Annotated in this window: 21 protein-coding genes; 5 read left to right on the top strand and 16 right to left on the bottom strand. The window is 54.6% G+C overall.

Annotated features, from left to right (window positions below; translation table 11 throughout):
* The first annotated feature begins 172 nt into the window (after positions 1-172).
* Positions 173-1,324: an L-threonine dehydrogenase gene (gene yiaY, locus ACH1XZ_RS11550; RefSeq protein ID WP_395595679.1), complete on the top strand. Its 1,152-nt coding sequence runs from the start codon at positions 173-175 to the stop codon at positions 1,322-1,324.
* Between the two features lie 77 nt (positions 1,325-1,401).
* Here the strand turns inward: yiaY and ACH1XZ_RS11545 are convergent, their stop codons facing one another.
* From ACH1XZ_RS11545 to ACH1XZ_RS11530, 3 genes are all read right to left on the bottom strand, one after another.
* Positions 1,402-1,845, bottom strand: coding sequence for a hypothetical protein (locus ACH1XZ_RS11545; protein WP_395595678.1), 444 nt, complete (start codon positions 1,843-1,845; stop codon positions 1,402-1,404).
* Positions 1,846-1,950: 105 nt separating this feature from the next.
* On the bottom strand, positions 1,951-3,918 hold the full coding sequence (locus tag ACH1XZ_RS23365) for a glycoside hydrolase family 127 protein (protein ID WP_459253852.1): 1,968 nt from the start codon (positions 3,916-3,918) through the stop codon (positions 1,951-1,953).
* A gap of 10 nt (positions 3,919-3,928) precedes the next feature.
* Positions 3,929-5,329 (bottom strand): MFS transporter, encoded by a 1,401-nt coding sequence (locus ACH1XZ_RS11530; protein ID WP_395595677.1) that lies wholly within the window; start codon positions 5,327-5,329, stop codon positions 3,929-3,931.
* 239 nt (positions 5,330-5,568) lie between these two features.
* Here ACH1XZ_RS11530 and ACH1XZ_RS11525 point away from each other — a divergent pair, with 239 nt between their 5' ends.
* Positions 5,569-6,387 (top strand): AraC family transcriptional regulator, encoded by an 819-nt coding sequence (locus ACH1XZ_RS11525; protein WP_395595676.1) that lies wholly within the window; start codon positions 5,569-5,571, stop codon positions 6,385-6,387.
* Between the two features lie 4 nt (positions 6,388-6,391).
* Here ACH1XZ_RS11525 and araD read toward each other — a convergent pair whose 3' ends face one another.
* The 8 genes from araD to yiaK all read right to left on the bottom strand — a co-directional run bounded on the left by araD (position 6,392) and on the right by yiaK (position 13,990).
* Positions 6,392-7,087, bottom strand: a complete 696-nt coding sequence (gene araD, locus ACH1XZ_RS11520; protein WP_395595675.1) for an L-ribulose-5-phosphate 4-epimerase — start codon at positions 7,085-7,087, stop codon at positions 6,392-6,394.
* A complete protein-coding gene (locus ACH1XZ_RS11515) occupies positions 7,081-7,941 on the bottom strand; it encodes an L-ribulose-5-phosphate 3-epimerase (protein WP_395595674.1) in 861 nt (286 codons plus the stop codon). Before ACH1XZ_RS11515 ends, araD begins: the two co-directional genes overlap by 7 nt.
* Complete coding sequence (gene ulaD, locus ACH1XZ_RS11510; protein WP_395595673.1) at positions 7,941-8,597, bottom strand: 3-keto-L-gulonate-6-phosphate decarboxylase UlaD; 657 nt, start codon at positions 8,595-8,597, stop codon at positions 7,941-7,943. The genes ACH1XZ_RS11515 and ulaD overlap by 1 nt, the downstream gene beginning before the upstream one ends.
* Positions 8,594-10,099: an FGGY-family carbohydrate kinase gene (locus tag ACH1XZ_RS11505; protein WP_395595672.1), complete on the bottom strand. Its 1,506-nt coding sequence runs from the start codon at positions 10,097-10,099 to the stop codon at positions 8,594-8,596. The genes ulaD and ACH1XZ_RS11505 overlap by 4 nt, the downstream gene beginning before the upstream one ends.
* Before the next feature lie 83 nt (positions 10,100-10,182).
* Entirely contained in the window at positions 10,183-11,511 is a 1,329-nt protein-coding gene (locus ACH1XZ_RS11500; protein ID WP_395595671.1) for an MFS transporter, read from the bottom strand.
* A 41-nt stretch (positions 11,512-11,552) separates the two neighbouring features.
* Positions 11,553-12,488, bottom strand: coding sequence for a DUF4862 family protein (locus ACH1XZ_RS11495; RefSeq protein WP_395595670.1), 936 nt, complete (start codon positions 12,486-12,488; stop codon positions 11,553-11,555).
* A gap of 25 nt (positions 12,489-12,513) precedes the next feature.
* The gene (locus ACH1XZ_RS11490; RefSeq protein WP_395595669.1) at positions 12,514-12,981 is read right to left on the bottom strand and encodes a YhcH/YjgK/YiaL family protein; all 468 of its coding nucleotides are present in this window, start codon (positions 12,979-12,981) and stop codon (positions 12,514-12,516) included.
* Between the two features lie 10 nt (positions 12,982-12,991).
* A complete protein-coding gene (gene yiaK / locus ACH1XZ_RS11485; RefSeq protein WP_395595668.1) occupies positions 12,992-13,990 on the bottom strand; it encodes a 3-dehydro-L-gulonate 2-dehydrogenase in 999 nt (332 codons plus the stop codon).
* Positions 13,991-14,292: 302 nt separating this feature from the next.
* On the opposite strand from yiaK, the gene ACH1XZ_RS11480 reads away from it, so the two are divergent.
* A complete protein-coding gene (locus ACH1XZ_RS11480; protein WP_395595667.1) occupies positions 14,293-15,108 on the top strand; it encodes an IclR family transcriptional regulator in 816 nt (271 codons plus the stop codon).
* 128 nt (positions 15,109-15,236) lie between these two features.
* Positions 15,237-15,698 (top strand): 4Fe-4S dicluster domain-containing protein, encoded by a 462-nt coding sequence (locus tag ACH1XZ_RS11475; RefSeq protein ID WP_395595666.1) that lies wholly within the window; start codon positions 15,237-15,239, stop codon positions 15,696-15,698.
* Here the strand turns inward: ACH1XZ_RS11475 and ACH1XZ_RS11470 are convergent.
* From ACH1XZ_RS11470 to ACH1XZ_RS11455, 4 genes are all read right to left on the bottom strand, one after another.
* Complete coding sequence (locus tag ACH1XZ_RS11470; protein ID WP_395595665.1) at positions 15,690-17,405, bottom strand: ShlB/FhaC/HecB family hemolysin secretion/activation protein; 1,716 nt, start codon at positions 17,403-17,405, stop codon at positions 15,690-15,692. The two genes, ACH1XZ_RS11475 and ACH1XZ_RS11470, sit on opposite strands and share 9 nt — an antisense overlap.
* A gap of 104 nt (positions 17,406-17,509) precedes the next feature.
* Positions 17,510-18,589: a collagen-like triple helix repeat-containing protein gene (locus ACH1XZ_RS11465; RefSeq protein WP_395595664.1), complete on the bottom strand. Its 1,080-nt coding sequence runs from the start codon at positions 18,587-18,589 to the stop codon at positions 17,510-17,512.
* Between the two features lie 366 nt (positions 18,590-18,955).
* The gene (gene avtA / locus ACH1XZ_RS11460) at positions 18,956-20,209 is read right to left on the bottom strand and encodes a valine--pyruvate transaminase (protein ID WP_395595663.1); all 1,254 of its coding nucleotides are present in this window, start codon (positions 20,207-20,209) and stop codon (positions 18,956-18,958) included.
* Positions 20,210-20,382: 173 nt separating this feature from the next.
* Positions 20,383-22,419, bottom strand: coding sequence for an alpha-amylase (locus tag ACH1XZ_RS11455; RefSeq protein WP_395595662.1), 2,037 nt, complete (start codon positions 22,417-22,419; stop codon positions 20,383-20,385).
* Positions 22,420-22,726: 307 nt separating this feature from the next.
* Here ACH1XZ_RS11455 and ACH1XZ_RS11450 point away from each other — a divergent pair, with 307 nt between their 5' ends.
* Entirely contained in the window at positions 22,727-23,581 is an 855-nt protein-coding gene (locus tag ACH1XZ_RS11450; RefSeq protein WP_395595661.1) for a protein bax, read from the top strand.
* 102 nt (positions 23,582-23,683) lie between these two features.
* Here the strand turns inward: ACH1XZ_RS11450 and xylR are convergent, their stop codons facing one another.
* Positions 23,684-24,868: a D-xylose utilization transcriptional activator XylR gene (xylR, locus tag ACH1XZ_RS11445; RefSeq protein WP_395595660.1), complete on the bottom strand. Its 1,185-nt coding sequence runs from the start codon at positions 24,866-24,868 to the stop codon at positions 23,684-23,686.
* Positions 24,869-24,909: the final 41 nt, after the last annotated feature.

Below are 24,909 nucleotides of genomic sequence, written 5' to 3'. Positions count from 1 at the left end.
AAAAGATATCAAATAAAATACATAGATATATCAAACTCCAAAAAGCACGCCATAAACAATAACATGGTGTGCTTTTTATTTTATCCATAGATAAAAATGCTAACCTGATCGGGTTTTCTCGATAAATATTGCTATAGCCTCGACAGCCTGCTTATTAAATAAAGGAACTATCATGGCTGCATCGACTTTTTTCATTCCATCTGTGAATGTCATCGGTAATGGCGCGTTAAATGACGCAATGAACACAATGAAAGAGTACGGCTACCGCCGTGCGCTGATTGTCACCGATGCAGTGCTGAACAAGCTGGGCGTAGCGGGCAATATCCAGAAACGCCTACAGGAATTCGACATCCTGAGCGTGGTGTTTGATGGCACCCATCCAAACCCTACAACGGTCAACGTTGAAGAGGGTCTGGAAATGCTGCGCGCCAATGATTGTGATTGCGTCATTTCCCTGGGCGGCGGCTCTCCGCACGACTGCGCGAAAGGGATCGCGCTGGTGGCCTCGAACGGTGGCGATATTCGTGATTACGAAGGCGTTGACCGCTCCGCGAAGCCGCAGCTGCCAATGATTGCGATTAACACCACGGCGGGTACGGCGTCTGAAATGACCCGTTTCTGCATCATCACCGACGTGACCCGTCATATCAAAATGGCGATTGTCGACAAACACGTCACCCCAGTGCTGTCCGTTAACGACTCTTCCCTGATGGAAGGCATGCCGAAAGGGCTGACCGCCGCCACCGGTATGGATGCGCTGACCCACGCGATTGAAGCCTACGTTTCTATCGCCGCCACGCCGATTACCGACGCCTGTGCGCTGAAAGCGATCACCATGATTGTTGAAAACCTGCCGACCGCCGTTGAACACGGTAGCAACAGCGAAGCGCGTGAAGCGATGGCCTACGCGCAGTTCCTGGCGGGCATGGCGTTCAACAATGCTTCCCTGGGCTACGTTCACGCGATGGCGCACCAGTTGGGCGGTTTCTACGACCTGCCGCACGGTGTTTGCAACGCGGTGCTGCTGCCGCACGTTCAGGTGTTCAACAGCAAAGTGGCTGCGGCACGTCTGCGTGATTGCGCGAAGGCGATGAATATCGATGTGAGCGCGATGAACGACGAACAGGGCGCGGCGGCATGTGTTGACGCCATTCGCAAACTGGCGCGTCAGGTGAATATTCCAGCCGGTCTGCGTGAGCTGAACGTGAAAGAAGAGGATATCCCGGTACTGGCAACCAACGCGCTGAAAGATGCGTGTGGCTTCACCAACCCTATCCAGGCAACTCACGAAGAGATCATGGCGATTTTCCGCGCGGCGATGTAATTCGGGCTCGGTAATAAAAAAAGCAGAACGTTCGCGTTCTGCTTTTTTTGTGCCTGATGGCGCTGCGCTTATCAGGCCTACTGTTCTGGGTCGATGAGTGAGAGGCGTACTATCAGTGGACGGAACTGGCTATAGAACCATAGCCCTGCCCAGCTCAGGCTGCCGAGAACGCCGGTAAATACCAGCGCGAGCAGAGCAAATAAACAGGGGCTAATAATCAACGTACTGAAGCCATGCACAACTTCCCCATTCCAGCGAACCGCAAACAGCGTAATCCCAATAGCGCCGAGAATACCGTTCAATATGCCGATCGGGACGAGTGAGCCGAGCAGCCCAAGAAGGTAGATTTTATAAATAGAGCCTGCGCTGATTTTCTTTAAAACGACCGTTTTGAATTCATCCATGTGATTGTGTTTACGTGTTATTTGTTGAATGAGAACACTATAAATTATCTGGCGGTGGCTGAGGTAGACAGGATCGCCATTATGGGCTGAACCTACAAATAATTGTAGCCCGGCCAAGCGCAGCGCCGCCGGGGGAACCCGGAGTCGGCGTATTCACGCCTCGTCCGGGCTACGGGCCGTAGGCCTGATAAGCGTAGCGCCATCAGGCAACATACCGCACAATCATCCAGCCAGTTTCTCTTCGTTAACCCAGATACGCATCTCCCCCTCGCCACGGTTGGCCCAGCTAAACCACGGGATAAAGGTCAGCGTTTGCGTCTGACGCTCGGCGGGCGCCGTATCGTAATGCCACAGCGATTGTTGTTCTGGATGACGCGCGGTGTACTTCACGCCCTGCGCCTGCAACAGCACCTTATGGGCGAAAATGCCTTTGCCTTCCAGTTCGGTAAACGTTGCGTTATCCGGCAGCCACAGGTTATGCAGCTCCTCACCGTTATCGGCCTGCTCCAGGCAGTAGACCAGCGGCCCGCGCTGCACGGCGACTTTCCCGGCGACGTGGCGCACCAGCGGGTTGCCGTAAACGCGACGCACCGGCATCGGCATCGTCAGAGTGAGCGTATCGCCTTCAACCCAGGTACGGGTGATATGCAAATAGCCTTTTTTCACCGTTCCCGCAACGTCACGACCGTTCAGCGCCACCTGCGGCGCGCTGCACCAGTCCGGCAGACGCAGCGCCAGCGTATGGTGTACCGGAACCGGCGAATCAATGGCTACCTTGACCTGATCCTGCCACGGGTAGTTACCGCTAATGCGCAGACGTAACGTTTGATCGCCCACCGGCACTTCCATGCTGTTACCGATGTAGAGGTTTACGTACAGGGCATCTTCCCGCGGTGTGTAGATGTAGTGGCCGATGGAGGTCAGCACGCGGGCGATATTCGGTGGGCAGCAGGCGCAGCCGAACCAGCGTTGCCGCACCGGCTTCACGTGGTCGTAAATGTGGTTAAATTGCAGCGTTTTCGGGTGCACTTCTAGCGGGTTAACGTAGAAGAAGTGCTTGCCGTCCAGCGCCATCCCGCCGAGAACGGTGTTGTACAGGGCACGCTCCATCACATCGGCGTACTGGCTGTCACCTTCCATTTCCAGCATGCGGCGAGCAAACATCATCAGGCCGATGGAGGCGCAGCTTTCGGCGTAGACCGTGTCGTTAGGCAGGTCGTAATCGCTGCTGAAGGCTTCGCCGCTGCTCTGTGAGCCGATACCGCCGGTAATGTACAGCTGCCGCTGCGCCATGTTGTTCCACAGGCGCAGGCAGTCCTGACGTTTACTTTCATCGTTGCTCAGCCGCGTAAGGTGTGCCACGCCGGTCATCAGGTAGACAAAACGCACCGCGTGGCCGATGGCGGTTTGCTGCTCGGCAAGCGGTTGGTGCGCCTGGCTATACGCTTTGTCTTTCACCATCCACGCCGGGCCGTAGGTATTCCAGTAGGACGTTTTACCGCGCTTCTCGTACTCATCGTCATAGAAGTGCGGCTGTTTACCGCGTTCTTCGACGAAGTAGTTCACCAGCGCCATGTAGCGCGGTTCTTGCGTCACGTCATACAGGCGCATCAACGCCAGCTCAATTTCCGGATGACCCGGATAGCCATGGATCTGTTTGTCACCGGTACCGAAGACCTGGTCGATATGGTCAGCCAGACGACATACCACCTCCAGCAGGCGGCGTTTGCCGGTAGCCTGGAAGAAGGCCACGCCTGCTTCAATCATATGGCCAGCACAATACAGTTCGTGGCATTCGGCCAGATTGGTCCAGCGTTCGCCAGGCGCCTTCGCCGTGAAGTAGGTATTGAGATAGCCATCTTCACACTGGGCCGCGGCAACCAGCTCAATGACTTCATCAGCGGTACGTTCGAGCTCTGCATCCGGCTTCTGACACAGCGACCAGGCGACGGCTTCCAGCCACTTCGCCACGTCGCTGTCCTGGAAGACCATGCCGTAAAATTCTCCCTCCTGTTGCCCGGCGGCGATGCGGAAGTTCTCTATCGCATGGCTCGGCTCAGCGTCGTCTATCCGGTCGTTCAGCGCATCCCACTGATAGGGGATCACCACATCACGCACCAGCTGTTGATACTGCGCGAAAAACGGATCGTTCACTTTCAACGTATGTAAATCGACTTCCATAACGGACATGACAAACTCCTCAGGACGAAACGTGACGTGCGCGAAGATCGGTAGCGATGCGCGCCATCATAGGATTATTGAGCTTGCAGGCGCGGATTGAGAACGCCAGCAGCAGATGGAACAGGGCCGGCAGCAGGGTTTCCATCGAGGAGATCCCCGCCAGCGATGACGCGGTTTGGTTGGCGGCACCTGGCTGATAAGCCACATAAATAAAGACAAGGCTGATGATGCCTGCGCTGGACGCCCAGGCGAGCTTGATGAAAAACAGATTAAAGGCGAAGTTCATGCCGGAAGAACGAACGCCGGTTTTCCACTCGCCGTAGTCGTCGGAGAAGGCCATCAAGGAGAAGTGCAGCGGCAGCGTGAAGCCCAGAATAATGCCGTTGCCGAGGATCACCGCGAGCCATAGGGTCTGGTAGGCCGGACCGGTAGGCAAGAACCACATTCCCGCCGCGATCGCGGCCAGCACCAGGTTGGTGTAGTAGTACAGTTTGACGGTATCAAAGCGGTGCGATAGCAGGTTGATAATCACCGAACCGAAAATAGAGGCAAACGTCACCATGGTGAAAAACAGCGAGGTGTAGCCCGTTGAACCGCCCAGCACGTAGGTGATGAAATACATGTAACCGCCGCCGCGGATATTGAACACGTTAATCAGCAGGAACGACATCAGCAGCATCAGCAGAAGCTGGTCGTTTTTGCGCAGCCCGGCGATGTGTTCACGCAGGGTGAACTTGCCCATCATATCCAGCGATACGCGTTCGCGAACCCAGAAGAAGCAGCACAGGAACATCACCGCCGCAATGGCGCACAGCACGCCGACGCCATATTGGTATCCCTGCGCGGTATTACCTTGTCCCAGCGCTTTCACCAGCCACGGTAAGCCAACGGAGACCAAAAAGCCCGCCACGCCGCACAGCACAAAACGCCAGGCCTGGCAGGAGATCACTTCGCTGTGGCGCGTGGTCATGGTGTTGATAAGCGCGCAGTAGGGCACGTTGATCGCGGTATAGCTGACGGAGAGCAGCAGATAGGTGCCGAAGGCCCAGGCAATCTTCACGCCCATGCTGGCGTCGGGAACGGTAAAGGTAAGTACGCCGATGATGGCGATGGGAAGCGCAATCCACATCTGCCATGGACGAAAGCGCCCCCAGCGGCTCTGTGTGCGGTCGGCCAGCACACCCATAATCGGGTCGGAAATCGCATCAAATACGCGGAGTGCCAGGAATAGCGTGCCGACCAGTGCAGGCGTCAGGCCAAAGACATCGGTATAGAAGAACGTCAGGAAATTCATGATCAGGCAGGTAATAACGGTACCGCCTGCATCGCCGAGACCATAGCCGATTTTCTCGCGGACGGATAACTTATCGTCCTGTAAACCCGGCACAACCTCGCTGGTGGAAATAGGTGTAGCGGTCATGGAATGCTCCTCGCAATGTGGAGATGTCTGCTTCAGTAGGGATATTGTTGTAATGTCACGACCTGTTTAATTTTGCCTGGAAAGCGGGGAGCAACAAGGTCGTAAAGAAGTATAAAAAGAGGGTAATTCCGACCTGATCATAAAAATGTGAAGACGATCGGGCGAAAGCCAATTTAATTGTTAATAATCAAATGGAAAGGGTGTTTATTTTTGACGGTTAAGCGGGATCATTCATATTTATGCTCAATCTATCCATAGCGCTTCCGATTAAGGTGCAAAACGGTGGGTTATTTATCTCCCGCGGTGTCGGACGGCATCCGGCGCGCAGGCTGAGTTCCTGGGAGCTGATTTTTGTTGAAAAGGGGACATTAACGATTCAGGAAGAGGAGCGTGTCTTTCAGGTAACCGCTGGCGATAGCCTGCTGCTCTGGCCCGGTCGCCGCCACGTTGGTATGGCCGATTTTCCCGCTGATCTTAAATTCTACTGGCTGCATTTTGAGCTGAATACGCCCACGCAGCCGCATCCGCTATTAACCCAGTTAGCGATTCCCCAGCAGACCACGCTGCACGACCCGCAGTATTTAACCTCCCTGTTTCGGCAGTTTCTCCACGAGCAGGAGAAAATTCAGCGCAATGCGTCGCTGGAGCTTATTTTGTTATTGATTTTGCAAAACATTTCTTTATCTGCACAACACGAAGAGCCGAAAGATGAGGGCGGCGCGGCGCTGGCATGGAAAGCGCAGCAGGTGATCCACACGCGCTACCATTTACCCCTGTCCACCTCGATGCTTGCGCGCGAGCTGCACTGTAATGCGGATTACCTTGGGCGCGTGTATCGACGCGTTTTCCACCTGACAATCACCGAAGCGATTCACCGCCAGCGGGTGCGGGCGGCTGAAAAACTGCTGAGCAATTATGCGTCTTCACTGAAAGAGGTTGCCGAGCAGTGCGGTTTTGCTGACGTGGGGTATTTCCGGGAAATTTTCCGCAAGCATACCGGGCTGACGCCCGCCGCGTGGAAGCGGCGGTACTGTAAGGAACACGTGAATTCACACTAATCGACTACTGGCCGTAGTAGGCTTTGGTGCCGTGCTTGCGCAGATAGTGTTTATCCAACAGCTCGGGCTGCATGTCGGGTAACTGCGGCGTTAATTGGCGCGAGAACAGCCCCATGTAGGCGCACTCTTCCAGCACCACCGCGTTGTGGACGGCATCGGCGGCATCTTTACCCCAGGCAAAAGGGCCATGAGAATGCACCAGCACGGCGGGAAGCTGCATCGGGTTGAGGTCGCGCTTTTCAAACGTCTCAATGATGACTTCACCGGTCTGGTATTCATATTCACCGTTAATTTCGTCACGCGTCATCAGCCGGGTACAGGGAATCGCACCGTAGAAATAGTCCGCGTGCGTCGTTCCCCATGCCGGGAGATCCAGCCCCGCCTGTGACCAGATGGTGGCGTGGCGAGAATGGGTATGCACGATGCCGCCAATCTCAGGGTAGCGGCGGTACAGCGCCAGATGCGTAGGCGTATCGGATGATGGTTTCTTCTTGCCTTCGATAACGCGCCCGGTCGCGATATCGACCACCACCATATCTTCCGCCTGCATCACGTCATACTCCACGCCGGAAGGTTTAATCACCATCAGGCCGCGTTCGCTGTCGACGGCGCTGACGTTGCCCCAGGTAAACGTCACCAGTTTATGGGTCGGGAGCGCCAGGTTTGCCGCCAGCACCTCGGCTTTGAGTTGTTCTAACATACGAATCCTCCTTCCTGCATACGGGCTTCAATCCAACGGCGAGCCTGGATAATCTCCAGCACCGGTTCTTTGGATTTCTCGGTCCACATCTCAATGAGAAATGCGCCGCGATAGTTCAGTTTTTTCAGTTCGTTAAAGATGCCGACGAAATCGACGCAGCCTTCGCCGAACGGCACGTCACGGAACTGCCCCGGACACTCTTTGGTGACGGCTAGCGTGTCTTTCAGGTGAATGGCGGCGATGCGATCGATGCCCAGCGCTAACTCTGCTGGCACATCGTTGCCCCAGGCGCTCAGGTTGCCGACATCGGGATAGACGCTGAACCACGGTGAGGCGAGCAGTTCATCCCACTTTTTCCATTTGCTGATGGAGTTCATAAAGGCGGTATCCATGATCTCGACGGCCAGCATCACCTGGGAGGCGGCGGCCTGCTCAACGGCCCAGGCAAGGCCTTCGGCAAAGCGCTGCTGCGTGCCCTCGTCATGCTCTTCGTAATAGACGTCGTAGCCCGCAAGCTGGATGGTGCGAATACCGAGGTCGCGGGCGAGTCTGATGGCTTTCTGCATAATTTCGCGGGCGCGATCGCGGACCTGCTCATCACGGCTGCCGAAAGGAAAGCGACGATGCGCCGACAGGCACATGGACGGGATCGAAACCCCGGTTTCCAGTATCGCTTCTACCAGCGAGGCGCGCTGCGTGGTGCTCCACTCGAGGCGCGATAAACGCTCGTCGGTTTCGTCCACGGACATTTCCACAAAGTCGAAGCCGCAGCTTTTTGCCAGTACCAGGCGTTCCGGCCAGCTCAGGTCTTTAGCCAGCGCTTTTTCATAAATGCCTAACGGATGCGTGCGCATTATTGACCTCCCCAGATAGCATCGATCTGCCCATGAAACTCTCGGGCGACCTGAACAGGGTCGGCCGCTCCCGCGAGTGCGCGTCCGGCAATGAATGCCTTCACGTTGATCTCTTTGAAGAGCGGTAAATCGGCGGGAGTGATGCCACCGGTAATGGAGAGTTCAAGGCCAATGTCGGAGAGCGTTTTCATGCGGGCTAGGTCGGCCTCTCCCCACTGCTGACCGCAGGCCTGTGCGTCACGTCCGCGGTGGTAAATCGCCTGGCGAACGCCGATGCGGCGCCAGGCTCTGGCGTCATCAAACGTCCAGTTGCCGAAGAGCTCCATCTGAATTTCGGCCCCTAGCTGCTGGGCGACGGCGTGGCCTTTTTCCACCGTGGCGAGCGGCGCGGCGCAGATGATGGTCATCCAGTTCGCGCCAGCGCCAAAGGCTTGCTGCGCCAGCGTTTCTCCGGCGTCGGCAACCTTCCAGTCGGCGACGATAATTTTATCCGGACACTGCTGGCGCAGCGCGCGAACGGCATGAAGCCCTTCATTCAGGCACAGAATGGTACCTGCTTCGACGATATCAACGTGGTCGCACAGCAGGGCGACATCTTTCTGAGCGGCCTGAAGCGTGCTGTGGTCGAGGGCGAGCTGCAATAGTGGGCGATTCATGCGGAGTACTCCTTAATTCGGCTATGGAAGCCTTGAAGTGATTCAATCAGTAATTGGTAGCCACGGTATTTGCGCTGGTAGGCGGCATGCGCCTGCGGGTCTGGTGTTATCACGCGGATATCGTGAGTCAGCGCGCGTTGTGCCGTGTGGAAATCGGGGTAGATGCCGGTGCCGACGAGGGCGGCGAGGGCGGCGCCAAAGCAGCCGGTCTCTTCGACCTGCGGCAGCTCGACGGTCAGGCCGCTGACGTCCGCCAGCATTTGCATCCAGACCTCAGAGTGCGCTGGGCCGCCCGTCACGCGCAGCGTGTGGACATCGGTGAAACGTTCTCGCATACGGTTGAGGTGCGTCATGTGGCAAAAGACCACGCCTTCGTACACCGCTTGTAAAAGATGGGCCCGGGTATGCAGCGCCTGCATGCCGTAAAAACCGCTGGTCATCTCCAGCCCGGCATTGCTGCCATACAAAAACGGCAGAAAGAACACGCTGCTGCTGGCTTTCGGCAGGCTGGCAACGGCCTGATTAATTTCGTTAAAAGAGATATCGCCCCACTGTGAGGTGAGCCACTCCAGATTGCCGGAAGAGGTAGGGCTCGCTTCGTGGACGATAAATTCGTCATGCTGGACATAGCGGCCGTAGACGTAGGGGTGTTTTTCGTGGCTTTTCAGGCCGTGCGTAATCCCGCTGGTGACCGCCCAGGTGCCCATAACGGCATTGAGCGTCTGCTCGTCTTTCAATCCTGCGCAGAGTGCGGTGGAAACCACATCAAACAGTCCGCCGACAACGGGCGTACCCGCTGCCAGACCGGTGATGGCGGCTGCCTGAGGTGTGATTTCCCCGCAAATTTCAGCTGAGCCCACAATCGGCGGTAGCGCGGCGTTAATGTCGCTAATCCCCAGCCAATGTGTGAGCTGAGGGTCATAGCGCCCGTCGTTCATGTTGTAGAGATTGGATTCGGAGATGTTGCTTTCTTCGCAACTTTTGACGCCGGTGAGGCACCAGCGCAGATAGTCGTGGCCCATCATCACGCAGCCAATCTGGGCGTAACGCTGGGGCGAATTTTCTTTCAGCCAGCGGAGTAGCGAGGCGGGATGCCCGGTCCATAGCGTCTGGCGGGTGAGCGGGTAGAGCTTTTCGGGGATGCCATCCTGTTGCCAGCGCTGGACGATGGCCATCGCCCGACGATCGGACGAGAGGATGGCGTGGCCCAGCGGCCTGTCCTGCTTATCCAGCAAGAATAGCCCTTTGCCCTGCGCCGAGATGCCCACCCCGTTGATCTGGCTTCCCTGAATATGATTGCGCTGCAGTAACCGTGCGATGGTGCTGGCGCAGACATCCCACAGTTGCGTCATATCGCGCTCAGCATAGCCAGGGAGTGGGCTAAGCGTGTGTAGCGCCTGACGTTCAATACAGTGTTCTTTACCCTGGCTGTTGTACAAACCGGCTTTCAGATAAGTACCGCCACAATCGATACCCAACCAGAAGGTCTCTTTTTCACTCATCTCTTTATCTCTGTTTTGCCGGGGGTGCCGGAATACGCTTTCTCTTCAGCCCGATAGCCGTGGCTATCGGGCTGGGGATACCTCTACGCGATACGTTTACGAGCAGGAACGTGGGGATCGGTGGATGCGCCGGAGGCGAGATCGCATTTCGCCGGGAGCAGTAGCGCCATGAACGCCGCCAGTGCCAGAGAGATAGCGAGGCAATACACGCCAGCATCTTTGCTGTAGAGGGTGATTAAGACGCCGACGGCGTAGGGGCCGCAGAAGCCGCCCAGGTTGCCAAGGGCATTGATAACGCCGCGCGCGCCGCCCGCCATTTCAGCGCTAAACAGCTTGGCTGGAATGGTCCAGAACACGCCTGCGGCGGATTGCAGGAAGAAGCCACAGCCAACCAGCGCGGTGTAGGCGAGCCAGACGTTGTCTTTCAACGCCACCGACAGGAACATGCACAGGGCAAACCCGGCGAGTGGCAGGCAGACAAAGACCTTACGCTTGCCCGTTTTGTCTGAGAGCCAGGAGAAGAGGAACATTCCGGCAATCGCCCCAACGTAGGGCAGAATGGCGAGCATGCCGACCTGGCCCATACTGGAATGCGTCAGCTCTTTCAGAATGGTTGGCAGCCACAGGGTGTAGCCGTAAATCCCGGTTTGATAGAAGAAGTTCAGCGCGATCAGTTGCCACATGATTTTGTCGGACAACACGGCTTTGAGCGAGGCGTTGCGCACCTCTTTTCCGGCAATCGCCAGCTGTTCGGCTTTTAGCGTTTCGACGAGCCAGTTTTTCTCCGCGTCACTAATCCAGCGCGCCTCCTGCGGGCGGTCGTAAACGGTCAGCGACCACAGCACCAGCACGACAATGGACAACATACCTTCAAGAATAAACAGCCAGCGCCAGTCGAGAGCGGTAATGAGCCAGCCGGAGAGAGGTGCGGTGATGATCCCGGCAATCGGCACAAACATGATAACTATCGCGTTAGCGCGGCCACGCTCTGCGTCAGGGAACCAGTTACAGATCATCGTCAGTACCACCGGCAGCATCCCGCCTTCAGCGACGCCCAGTAAGAAACGCAGCACTAACAGTTGCCATTGGTTGGTAATCAAACCAGTAAGCACGGAAATGACGGCCCAGGCGACCAGCGACCAGCCGATGAATTTTTTACCGCTGCCATGCACAGCAATTTTCCCGCCAGGAACCTGCAGGAACATATAACCAATAAAGAAAATACCGCCCGCAAGGCCCGCCATGGTGGCGGAAATACCCAGTTCGGCATCCATTCCACCCGGCATGGCAAAAGCAATATTTACCCGGTCCATATAAGAAATGATACAAGCAATCAGAATCGGTGGGATGATTCTCAACCAGCGCTGGCGTGGTATTTCCACAGGTGTAGATAATAGAGAGGAAGTGTTCATGTTTATATTCTCTGTTAAATAATAAAGGATGTTTTTATTCTTTAATGAGCTGCTTTATTTAAAACACGAATGCCATCGCGCAAAATATCTATGCGATGCTGCACATCTGCCTGTGCATCAATTTCTAATAATTTAATGCCGGAAAATTGTAAGGTGGAGGATGGTGCGGCCTGAAATAATTCATGGGCGCGCTCGGCGGTTAATAAACTCTCGGGACAGAACGGCGCAAACGGGGCGTGAAGATCCTGCCATTCGCCGTAAGGGCCTTGCTCCGTGGTGCCCGAAAACATGAGCGCACCGAGTTTACCCGCCCGCTGGGCGGCCAGCGTATGGGCCAGCGGTAGCGCCGTATTACGGCCTTCAATGGCGGAACGCGCCCAGTTGATGCAGACGCTGATATCGTATCCCGACAACGTGTCCAGTACGGAGTCGAGCGGTAAAAATCCCTTACGCGGTGCGTTTTGGGTCATGGCATCACAGTGTTCCAGCACCAGATTGCATGACCAGTCCCAGGCGGCGATCTCTTTGATTGAGCGAGCAAACGCTTCAGTGGCTTGCGCCACGCTGGTATTGCCCGCCTGCGGCGCCGCCTGGAGTTCGAGGGCGATAATTTTGCCAGGGTGCGACGTATTAATACGGTTAATTTTGTTCAGCAGATGGCGATAGTAGTCCACGCACGCCAGACGCTGTGGTTCATCCGCAGAGGCTAGGCCAAAATCACCGTTGCCGCCGCCACGACGGCGCATTGTCTCCATGACGGCAGTAACGACAATCTGCCACTCAGTAGGCGTATGGCGGAATAGCCACTCGTCGCCGTAAGGGTGAAGATGTTCGAGACACGGTTGTTCAATGCCCCGAATATTGGGCGTATCAGCAAGCAATCGCCAGAATTCCTTCTCCTGCTGCTCCCCTTGTTGGTGGAATGAGGGCGCACACGGATACGCACCGATAATATAACCGGTATTATTCGTTTTCATTTGCTACTCCTGACAATATATCTTGTTAATTCAATACAGCCAGCGCCACTTTTACGACAATCTTCCTAATTGGCGTTGTTTTTGTTTTATTGCATCCTGGACGGTGAACGTCCTGCGGGAAAAACATGGCATAGCTGCCAGGAACCATTTCGATAAACGATTCATTTTCACTGTGGTGATAAAAAATAATGTCTCGTTGTCCCAGCAATGATTCGCGAATTTCATTATTTCCGGTATCGATGGCAATACCTATTTTTTCTTCACCCCAGGCTAAAAATTGAATATCAAGATAGCGGCGGTGAACTTCCGGGTAATTTTCCTCTACGGGCCGGGTCGTCATATCGATTATCTGAGCAAAAATATTCCGACCTTCTATTTCAATCTCGCCCGGTTCGCATTGATGGAAATCGGTGGTGCGCAAGAAGTTGAGCGCTTTTTCAATCGCTGCCGGTAACGGGCAGGGATTGGGTTGTGAAACATGGCCAAATATCATGATTCATCTCCTACAGCGCCTGAATTTTGGCCCATACGCTGTCGTCAACGGTGATACCGTTGCGGCGATTTTCTGCCAGCAGTCGGGTAAATTCATGGCCTGGCAGGCGGATAGCCACCTCTTCATCTGCGCGCTCTGCCGTGGTGATGTAATCCATAATGCGCTGCAATTTTTCGTCCCGGGTAGCGCCATCAATGAGCTTATCGACTTCGATCGCCATGAAGATTTGCGAAATACCGTACTCATCGCTGTTGTCTTCAGTCACTTCCGCAACCGAGGCGCCATTGGAGAGCAGGGTGGCAATCATATCCAGCACGATAGATAAGCCGGAGCCTTTCCAGTAACCCATTGGCAGGATGCGACGGTTTTTCTCAATCACGCCGGGCTCTTTGGTGAGCTGGCCTTCATCATCAAAACCACCGTCTACCGGTAACTGGCGGCCTGCCAGGCGATTCACTTCCAGCATGCCGTAAGAGAACATCGACATCGACATGTCGATCATGGTGATAGGGTTTGACGGCACCGCCACAATCAATGGGTTGGTACCAATACGGCACTCTTTTGCCCCCCACGGCGGCATAACGGCGATGGAGTTGGTCCAGCAGATACCAATGTAGCCCTTCTCAGCCGCTTGCCAGCCGTAGCTGCCGCCGCGCATCCAGTGATTGGCATTGCGTACTGCAACCAGGCCAATACCGTGATCGGAAGCCAGAGAAATGGCGCGATCCATCATCTTTTTCGCCGTCAGGTTGCCGATTGAACGTTGGGCATCCCACTGTTCAATGGCGCCAAGCGTGGTGATGCGCTTTGGCTGGGCATCCGGAATGATGTCGCCATTTTCGAGCTGTTGGATGAAGCGAGGAAAACGGTTTACGCCGTGAGAATAGACGCCGGATTCGGTGGTGCTGGCGAACATTTCGGCGCAGGCATCGGCGGTTTCAGCGGCAACGCCGCGGGCTAAGAGCACGCGGGTAAACTCGTTTTTAAGGTCTGCGAAGCTTAATAACATACATCGTCTCCGTTAAATCAGGCGTTTTAGCCATTCGGTGAACGCGGCTCAAAGGCCGTTTTGTTCCTTCTTTTCTGCGTTCCTGATGGTCTAAAGAAACAACAAAAAGATCGTTTGTTAATCTCAATATTCCACATTGCGAAATCTGATTTCAAATATAGCGATCGTTTTTTAACAAAGCAATCTGTTTCATAATTTCTAAAATGCTATAAAATCAAACAATTACAAATTATCTGCCAAGATCGTGAACTGAAACACACTTTGCGCTACCATCAGGTCGCGACAGAGACGAGGAGCGGAGCATGAGCAATAAAGCGAGTGATGTGGCGTCGGATAAGGAGAAGCCTGCGGGTAGCCAGAGTCTATTCCGGGGGTTGATGCTGATAGAAATCCTGAGTAACTATCCCAATGGGTGTCCGTTGGCGCATCTATCTGAATTAGCGGGGCTGAATAAAAGCACCGTGCACCGGTTGTTACAGGGACTTCAGTCCTGTGGTTACGTCACACCGGCCCCGGCGGCGGGAAGCTATCGGCTTACCACCAAGTTTATCTCGGTGGGGCAAAAGGCACTGTCGTCCCTCAATATTATCCATGTCGCTGCGCCGCATCTGGAAACGCTGAACCTCGCGACCGGAGAAACGGTCAACTTTTCCAGCCGCGAAGACGATCACGCGATCCTGATTTATAAACTGGAGCCGACAACCGGTATGCTGCGCACTCGCGCCTATATTGGTCAGCATATGCCGCTGTATTGTTCTGCGATGGGTAAGCTCTACATGGCTTTTGGTCAGGAAGATTATGTGCAGCATTATTGGGATAATCATCAGGATGAGATTCGCCCATTGACCTGCAATACCATCACCGGGCTTCCTGCCATGTATGACGAGCTGGCGAAAATTCGCGAATGCAAAATGGCGATGGATCGCGAAGAAAACGAGCTTGGCGTGTCGTGCGTGGCGGTACCCGTTTTTGATATTCATGGGCGCGTGCCGTACGCGATTTCGATTTCGCTTTCGACCTCCCGACTCAAGCAGGTGGGTGAGCAAAATCTCCTGAAGCCGCTGCGTGAAACCGCGCTGGCTATTTCCAATGAGCTCGGATTTAGCGTGCGTAGCTGAGATTTCTGGCAGCCGGACAGATTGACCTGGGCATTTATCAAAAAATGCCCATTCCCCCCGTTGGATCAAAGCATATCGCCCCTCAGCTCTGGCACTCTTGGGGTTTATCTCTCGCATCGGAGTGGGGAATGAACCCGTTTATTGTCGCTGATTCCTTAAAGTGCATTGGCTGTCGAACCTGTGAAGTGGCCTGCGTGGTGGCGCATCAGGATGAGCAGGCGTGCGCGAGCGTGTCGCGTGAGGTTTTTCATCCCCGCATTCGGGTGGTGAAGGGCGGGGCGTTTTCCACGGCGGTGGCTTGCCATCAGTGCGAAGATGCCCCGTGCAGTAACGTGTGTCCTACCGGTGCTATCCTGCGTGAAAACGGCGTGGTTGCGGTTGAGCAGGCGCGATGCATCGGCTGTAAGAGCTGTATGCTGGCGTGTCCTTTTGGGGCGATGAACGTCAGCGTGCAGGCGCGACGGCCTCAGGCGATAAAGTGCGATTTATGCCGCCACCGTGAAGACGGCCCCGCCTGCGTGGCGGCTTGCCCGACGGGAGCGCTGGCCTGTGTGGACGTCAGCCAGCGCCCGGTATCGGGATTAATGTAGGTTGTTGAAGTTCCAACTAAACGTCAGGCTGTAGCGCCAGTCACGACTGTGGCTGTCGGTGGGCACATCGCCGACCGGGCGCGCGGCTTCGACCGTCACGCTGTAGTGTTTGTTATCAGCAAGCATCACCCCGGCGGCCACAGACGCTAGCCGCTGATGCGGCAGCCCCGGTGAGTTGAACCAGGTCTGGGCGGTGTCGGTCAGCACGTACGGCTGTACGGTGGCGACCCAGCTGTTCTCTTTGATCGAATGTATATAGCGAAGCTCAATCTGCCCACCGTAGCCGTAGTCACCGCTGGCCTCTCCGTCCTGATAGCCGCGCCCAAAGCGCTGGGCACCGAAGCTGACGCGCTCGGGCTCAGGCAAATCATTATCTGACCAGTCGCCTTCCATCGAGGTGGAGAGCCGCCATTTATCGGTGATCATCCAGGCCGCATCAAGGTTGCTTTTCCACAGCGTGAAAGAGAGATCGTTGCCGTAGGGCGGCGCGGCATCGGCCATGGATGAAATATCCACGCCCTGGCGCAGCGTTAACTTGCCGTTAATGCTGGCGCGGTCAAACGCCTGTAGACCATTGATGCCGAACTCAAATGCCGGGTAGCGAACGTGGCTTTTGAGTTCGATGCTATCGACCGTTTGCGTGTTCTCAATCTGGCGGATGTGGTTGTTGTTACGTCGGTCGGTGTAGTCCACGCCTCCGTTGACGTTGAGCTGCTGCTTGCCGGTTAGGATAATCGGATAGCTGAACATCGCGCCGCCGTTATACTGCGTGGTTTCCTGCCGGGAATCTAAGGAACCGCCCGGATAGTACAGTAACGGCGTATAGTCCCGTGGGTTGTCGCGGTAGAAGCTGCCCTTGAGCTGCATCATCAGCCCGTCGTCGGTCAGGAACTGTTGATAGTTCAGCCCTAAGTACGATTTTCGCGTCGAGCTATCGAGGGGAATCAATGTCGCCAGCCCGAGCTGATCGCCATAGCTGGTTAAGTTGCTCAGCGACCCGGTGACGAACGCCATATTCTGGCTACGACGAGTATCAATGGTCGATGAAATATCCCAGATATGCGGCTGGATGCTTTTGGCCTGCATGGCCGCGGCGCCATAGATGTTCTGCGGCAGCTGCGCGCTGGCATCGACGGTAACGCCGGGGGTGCGGGTCATTAATTGGGTATAGCGGTCGAAGGTGGCCTGCGTTAGTGGCTTCTCGGCCATGATTTTGGCGGCCAGTCGCTTTAAGCGCTCGGCCAGATTAGGGTTATTCGTTTGAATGTCACTGTGCGCTACGTAGCCCTCCACCAGAACGATTTTGATCGTGCCGTCATGAAAGTTGTCATCAGGAAGCCAGGCGTAGGAGAGCGGATAGCCGTCGGCGCGGTAGCGCAGCGTAATATTATTAATGAGCCCGACCAGCGTTTTCAACGGAACCTGTTTGTGTGCGTAGGGAACAAAAGGCTGTAATAACTCTTTTAATGGATATACGGTGCCGCCAATAAACTGAATATGATCGACTTTAATAAGTGTTTCTGGCGTTAATTTATTTTTGGGAACGCTTACAGTTAAACTTGGGGCTGCTGCAGGGAGGGCTTGCGGCGTACTGTTATGTTCCGCTTTGGCCGGGTTATTTGGGTCAATCAATGCGGGTAAAGTGTCTGCTCTGGCTATATTAAGCAGAACAACCCCCGATAGCGCATAAGCCAGGGTCGTTTTCATGACGCGTTCCTTGTGTATTTTATTGTGCAAGGATGATTATTGTTATTCTGCTGAAAAACGTGCCCCCATTGCGGGGGCACGGAAAGCATTAATAAATATATAGCTTATTTTTTTAACGTTAACCCGCCGAGCAGACCACCTAAAGGATTGCTGGTGGTTGTTGTCGTTGAAGAGCTGCTGCTGGCGCTGGCGTTAGCCGAGGTGCTGACGTTAAGGGTATTCGTTAATGAACTGACTGTGCCGCCCAGCGAAGCGCTTGCCAGCAGGCCGCCGCTACCGGTCTGGGTGCTGGTCGGTTTCACTAAGCCACCGGTATCCGTCACGATATTCCCGACGCTAGTGACGACCTGTCCGACGCCGCCCAGTGCGGGCGTTGAGGCGCTGACGTTGTTACCAATCCCGCTCACGGTGGTGCCTACCTGGGTGAGCAGACCGTTAACCGGCGTACCTAAACCGGTCGTTGCCCCGACGCCCTGGGTGACGCCCTGGACTCCAGACAGTGTGTTATTGACGACGGAGGTGACACCGGTTGTGGCTGCTACCGCCCCCGGGCTTTGCAAGGTGCTGGTTAAGCCCGTACCGGTGCTGCTAACAATCTGACCCGCGCTATTCACCACGTTGCCGACAAGGCCGGTCACGCCCGCAACTGGGGTACCAGAAGTGCTGGTCGAGAGATTATTACCCACGCCGGATACCGTATTCCCCAGTACGGTAACGGTACTGGTGGTGCCCTGCAGCGTCGTGCCCACGCCGTTAGCGTTTGATGAGTTCCCGACACCGTTGGTGACGCCCGTCCCTAAGGTATCAACCGCGTTACCCACACCGCTGACGGTGGTTGAAATGGTGGAAGTGACCGGGTTGTTGCCCGCCGTACTGGTCAACTGACTGCCCAGACCGCCCAAGGTATCGCCCACACCGGACACTGCTTTCCCGGTTTCACCCAGGATGCTGCTGCCAGCCGTTTGGCCACTACCAGAGCCGCCGCCGCTACCATCACCGCCGCCGCCGCTACCATCGCCGCCACCGGAGCCGTCGCCGCCACCGCCAGAACCACTACCTGTCGTGGTACCGTTTTTGGCCGTTGAATGAGAACCTCCGCCGCTTCCGCTACAGGCAGAGAGTGAGAATGCAAGAAGCACCGCCATCGCAATTATGCTTAATTGGCTAATTTTTTTAGAGGCCATGATCTTATCTCCACCAGTTAAAAACGCCGAGTGCGTATTAGTCAGTGTATGGCGGAAATTAAGCCTTGCATGGGGCGTTTTTTTTCATACGAAAGTATGGATAAGTCCGATTTAACTTAAGCGTAAACAAAGGCTGCTATGTAAATTAATATGCGCTTATGAAACATATTCTTACTTTGAATTTAACAAATTAAGCAGCGTTGAATAATGGGTTTAACTGTTAAGCGTTAATTAAATTGCGGTGGGAAATTGAGAGTAATCCGAGTGAATTAAAGAGCGTGATTTTCTGTTTTTTATTCTTTAAATAACTATCAAGATCACAGAAAAATATCAGCCTCTGATTTTCAGAGGCTGATGTATCGTATATTACTGGTTTTCTTTCCAGGCTAATTCTATCTCTTCAGCGAGGATTTTAACGCCCGCTTCGATCTTTTCTGGATCTGGTACATAGTTCATGCGCATGCACTGGTGAGTATGGTCCCAGGGTTTATCCAGCCCCGGGAAGAAGAAATCACCAGGCACCATCAGGACACCGCGTTTTTTCAGCCGCTGGTAGAGCAGCTCGGTGGTAATCGGCAGGTCCTTGAACCATAACCACAGGAAAATCGCGCCCTCGGGTTTATGGATGAGACAGCGGTCTTCCGGCAAATAGCGGCGGATAGTGGCGATGGTTTCCTGCACGCGCTGGTAGTAGAAAGGCTTAATCACCGTTTCTGACAGGCGCAACAGATCGTGCCGTTTAATCATTTCACACATGATTGCAGGCCCAATACCGCCAGGCGCCAGGCTGATAATCCCGTTCATGTTGCTGATTGCGGTAATGACTTTCTCGTTGGCGATAATGATGCCGCAACGGCTACCCGGCAGACCGAGCTTAGACAGGCTCATGCACAGCACGGTATTCGGGTTCCACAGCGGCGTCGCTTCGCTGAAGATAATGCCTGGGAACGGGACGCCATAGGCATTGTCGATAACCAACGGTATCTCGTGCTGATTCGCCAGAGCGTCGAGCTGTTTGAGCTCTTCATCGGTAATGACGTTACCCGTTGGGTTTGTCGGGCGCGAAACGCAGATCATTCCGATGTCTTTGCCAATTGGCAAATTATCGAAATCAACATGATATTTAAACTGCCCTTCCGGGAGCAGCTCAATATGCGGGCGGGTTGAGACGAACAGATCGTCTTCCAGACCGGAATCCGCGTAACCGATGTATTCGGGAGTCAGCGGAAACAGTACCTTGCGGGTAGAACCATCCGCGCATCGACCTGCGAAAAGATTGAACAAGTAGAAAAACGCGCTTTGGCTGCCATTTGTTAGTGCAATATTCTGTGGGCCAATATCCCAACCTAATTCATTACGCAGCATATCGGCCAGGGCGGTAAGCAGTTCATTCTTGCCCTGAGGACCATCGTAATTGCACAGTGCTTCAGAGACTTTGCCGCTTTCCAGCATCTCCGCCAGCAGGTTATTGAAGTAGGCGTTCATCTCAGGGATCTGCGCCGGGTTACCGCCGCCTAGCATGATAGCCCCTGGGGTGCGTAAACCGTCGTTGAGGTCTTCCATCAGGCGGGTAATGCCTGAATGGCGGGTGAACTTGTCGCCAAAAAGTGAAAATGTCATAGCTGAATTTCTATTGCTTGTTCTGTGATGTAGGTAACGATAACGCCACTCACGATAGGGTGCAAATGCGCTTGATGAACGGGTTTTAGAGAATAAATCGATGAATTTGTATTTAAGTGGTCTTTTATTCTAAAGAGGCCCGTATGGCTGATACGGGCCGTGATAAGAAAAAATTATGGTTTGCCGGACCACACGACCATCACTTTATCGTGGTCTGTTTCACGGACAAAACCGTAGCCCTGGTCGAGCGTGAGCGTGGTTTGTTTACCAGCGCCGATGGCAGGGTGACGCGTACGGAACTGGCCCAGCGTCTGCCAGTGTGCGACCTCGGCAGCAGATTTACCGGTGACATCCTGCCAGTTCATCTGCGAGCGTGTGCCCTGTAGCGGATCTGAACCGGTGGGGCCGAATGGACGACTGGACTCATCGCCGTAGAAAATCTGCACCGCGCCCGGGGCCAGCAGCAGAAGTTCTGCGGCGTTATTGCCTTTCTCCCGGAACAGGCGGGTATCGTGAGAGGAGAGGTAGCTCAGCACGTTGAAGCGTTGGAGTTTGTCGGCCATTTGTTGCCAGGTCATGTCGATACTGGAGAGACAGTCGGTCGCTTTCGCGGCCTGCTCCTGGTAATCGAAATTGATCATGGCGTCAAAGCCGTGACGGTAGTAATCGCTCTCCATCACGCCGTGTCCCCAGGCTTCGCCGGTCATCCAGAACGGCGCATCGTCGAGCGCTTTCTGCGGGTTGGCTTTTTTCCACTCGGCCAATGCGGCGACCGATTGTGTCTTAAGCTGCTGCCAGGCCGCCATCTCAACGTGTTTCGCCGTATCGACGCGGAAGCCGTCAATACCATAATCGCGTACCCATTGGCTTAGCCAGTGGGTGAGATAATCGCGCGGGGTGAAGCCATCGATGGCTTTCGCGTGGGTATCTGGCTTGTTGCGGTAGAAATTTGGCAGTCCGCTCGGCGTGGTGGATTCGGTTTTCAGATCCGGCAGAAACGCCAGCGACATCGTCAAATCGTCAAAGCCGGGATTGTCGTAATCGCCAATATCCGTGCGGACCCACGCTTTGCCCCACCATTTTTCCCATGCGGCCTTATCGCTGAAGTTGATGTAATCGTTAAAGCTGTGCCAGGTCTGGCCTGGGCCGGGCTGCCAGTCTGTCCAGTGTTCGCCGAGCGTTTTGGTGATGTCATTACCTTTGAGGTAGAGCGCGCCAAACTGGAACTGCTGCATGTCGGCCAGAGTAGCGTAGCCGGTGTGGTTCATCACGACGTCAAACAGGATGCGGATGCCTCGCTGGTGTGCGCCATCAACCAGCGCGCGCAGATCCTCTTCGTTGCCCATATTGGCGTCCAGCCGCGTCCAGTCCTGAGTGTAATAGCCGTGATAGGCGTAGTGCGGGAAGTCGCCTTTTGTTCCGCCGCCCACCCAGCCGTGGATTTGCTCAAGCGGGGAGCTAATCCAAAGCGCGTTAACGCCCAGTTTCTTTAGGTAGTCGAGCTTGCTGGTTAAGCCTTTGAGGTCGCCGCCGTGGAAGGTGCCAATTTCCGCCATGCCGTCTTTGTGTCGCCCGTAGCTATTGTCGTTGCTCGGGTCTCCATTCACGTAGCGGTCGGTCAGTACAAAATAAACCGTGGCGTTATGCCAGCTAAACGGCGCGGCGTTAGCGACGTCAGCGCGTTCAAGCAGTAATAATCCATTGCTGTTGTCAGCAGGGCGTAGCGTGATTTTTCCCTGCTTCACCGTCGCCGTCTGGCCGCTATAAAAGTCACGAACGAGGCTGCCTTCCGGGAAGGTTCTGGCGACGTCCAGCGTCAGCGGTTTGCCGTCCCAGCGCGGGCACTGGCGTACGTTGGCCTGTTCTGCGGTGTTCTGTGTGTCACTTTGCACGGCGATAGTGAGCGTAGGTGTGCCGGAGCGGGTATCGACCTCCAGCGTGTAGCGGCCGTCGCGGAAAAGACGCCACTGCGGCGCATCCCCCTGACACGGTTCCAGAGAGAGCATCTGGTTAAGACGAATCCCCGATGTGGGCTGCCAGCACTGTTGGTCAAAATTCAATCTTAATGGTCGGGTACCCTTCACGAGCGTTTTTTGGCTACTGAACTTCCCCGTGCCGTCCGCTGAAAAAGCGGGAAAGCCCTCACTGGACCAGTTTGCAGCACCGACGAAAGTGGGAATCAGTAGCGGTATCAGGGCAGCGAATTTCATTTCAGGATCCTTGTGCCATCGGGTTTTTACCCAGTTTGCCAGTCGCTTATCGTGCTGTACTCCTCCTGGTGAAAGGAGGAGATAAAGGGCTGAGTGATGGCGGTCAAAAAATGAACTAAAATGAGAGGTGGCTGACATTTTGCGTATGCAATTTGTCCTATGCTGAATCGCGTCCACGCGTCGTTTCGGAATCGGACTATTTCCTGAGCGTGCGTTGGCGGGGTATTTTTGGTACAATTTGAGATTCAGCTCTCAATTTTTTGAAATAATAAGGCGTTGGAATGATTAAATCCGACCAGGAGACCTAATGATATCGACTCCCATTCGACGATATGGGGCCGCGATACTTATGTTACTCATCTGGACTTTTTCAGGTGGGGTGTTTGCAACAACACACACGGTAACGAAGCATCCGAAAGCCTCGGTAACAAAACATACGAAGGCGACGGCACCAAAAGTAACAAAGGCAAGTTATAGCAAGGCAAGCAGTAAACAAGAGTATTCTCGCAATAGTGTAAAGAGCAGTTCACTTCCTGATTTGCGAAAATACCCTTCCGGAACCCCAAGGAAAAGAGCGTTTCTCCGGACGGTAATGCCTTATATCACAAGCCAAAATGCGGCTATTACTGCCGATCGTAACTGGCTGGTTTCTAAGCAGTACGAAGGCCGTTGGTCGCCGTCTGAACGTGCGCGTCTGAAAGATATTGCCGCACGCTATAAAGTCAGCTGGAACGGTAACACCCGCAAGGTGCCGTGGAATTCGCTGCTTGAGCGTGTCGACATTATTCCAGGCAGCATGGTCGCTACGATGGCTGCTGCAGAGAGCGGCTGGGGTACCTCTAAGCTGGCGCGCGCCAATAACAACCTGTTCGGCATGAAATGCGGTAAGGGTTGTAAAAATGGTGCCGGTTCAGTGAACGGCTACACCAAGTTTGATTCCGTAAAGGCGTCCGTTCAGGCCTACGCAGCTAACCTGAATACGCACCCGGCTTATGCCTCGTTCCGTAAATCTCGCGCCCAGATGCGCAAGTCGGACCAGGAACTCACCGCAACGGCGATGATCCATAAGCTGAAAGGCTATTCGACCAAGGGTTCAAGCTACAACGACTACCTGTTCGCGATGTACCAGGACAACCAGCGCCTGATCGCCGCACACATGTAATCCGCGCTACATTTGAAAAAGGCCTTCCAATTGGAAGGCCTTTTTTTATTCCGTCGTCAGACAATGTAGGCCAGATAAACGAAGCGCCATCCGGCAAAGGCATCAGGTCTGAATCAACAACTCACTGTGCTGTTCACGGTACTCTTTCGGCGTCGTGTCGTACTCTTTCTTAAATACCGAGTAGAAATATTGCAGTGAGGGATACCCGCACATCTGCGAGATTTCGTTAATCGACAGTGAAGTCGACACCAGCAAGCTGCGCGCTTTCTCAAGTTTCTCGCTGTGGATCACCGCGTGGATCGTTTCTCCCACCTCTTCCTTAAAGCGTTTCTCAAGGTTTGAACGGGAAATCCCGACAGAGTCCAACACCTGCTCCACCTTGATACCTTTGCAGGCGTTATTGCGGATATAGTGCATGGCCTGAATGACGGCCGGATCGTTCAAGGAGCGGTAATCGGTAGAACGTCGTTCCATCACGCGCATCGGCGGCACCAGCACGCGCTGAAGCGGCAGTACCTCGTTGTCGAGCAAGCGCTGCATCAGTTTTGCCGCCTGGTACCCCATTTGCCGCGCGCCTTGTGCAACCGACGAGAGTGCAACGCGTGAGAGATAACGGGTCAGCTCTTCGTTATCGATGCCAATGACGCACAGTTTTTCCGGCACGGGGATGTGCAGATGCTCGCAGGCCTGCAAAATATGACGGGCTCGGGAATCGGTGACGGCGATAATACCGGTTTGCGGCGGCAGCGTTTGTAGCCAGTCGGCCAGCCGATTTTGCGCATGTTGCCAGTTTTCCGGTGCGGTTTCCTGGCCCTGGTAAATGACGCCTCGATACTTCTCTTTGGCGACGATCTGGCTAAACGCGTATTCGCGCTCTTCGGCCCAGCGTTTGCCGCTAGCAGAAGGAAGGCCGTAAAACGCGAAGCGATGCACCCCTTTCTCTTTCAAATGCAAAAAAGCGCTTTCAACCAGCGCATAGTTATCGGTCGCAATATAGTGAACGGGAGGATACTGCTCCTGGCGATGATAGGAACCACCAACGCCGACAATGGGCACGTTGACATCGGTGAGCAGGGCTTCGATGGTCGGGTCGTCATAATCGGCAATAACGCCGTCGCCCAGCCACTCTTTAATGTTTTCGATACGTGCGCGGAAATCTTCCTCTATGAAGATATCCCACTCGGATTGCGACGCCTGTAAGTATTCGCCCACGCCTTCAACCACCTGCCGGTCAAAAGCTTTGTTGGCATTGAATAACAGCGTCACGCGGTGACGTTTTCCAAACATGGTTCAGGGTTCCTCGTGAATCATGAGGGGTGTTGCCGTTA

The sequence above is a fragment of the Kluyvera chengduensis genome (assembly GCF_044197065.1).
Taxonomy (GTDB): domain Bacteria; phylum Pseudomonadota; class Gammaproteobacteria; order Enterobacterales; family Enterobacteriaceae; genus Kluyvera; species Kluyvera ascorbata_C.
Note: the sequence above shows the minus strand (reverse complement) of the source record. Positions and strands in the feature narration are given on the sequence as shown.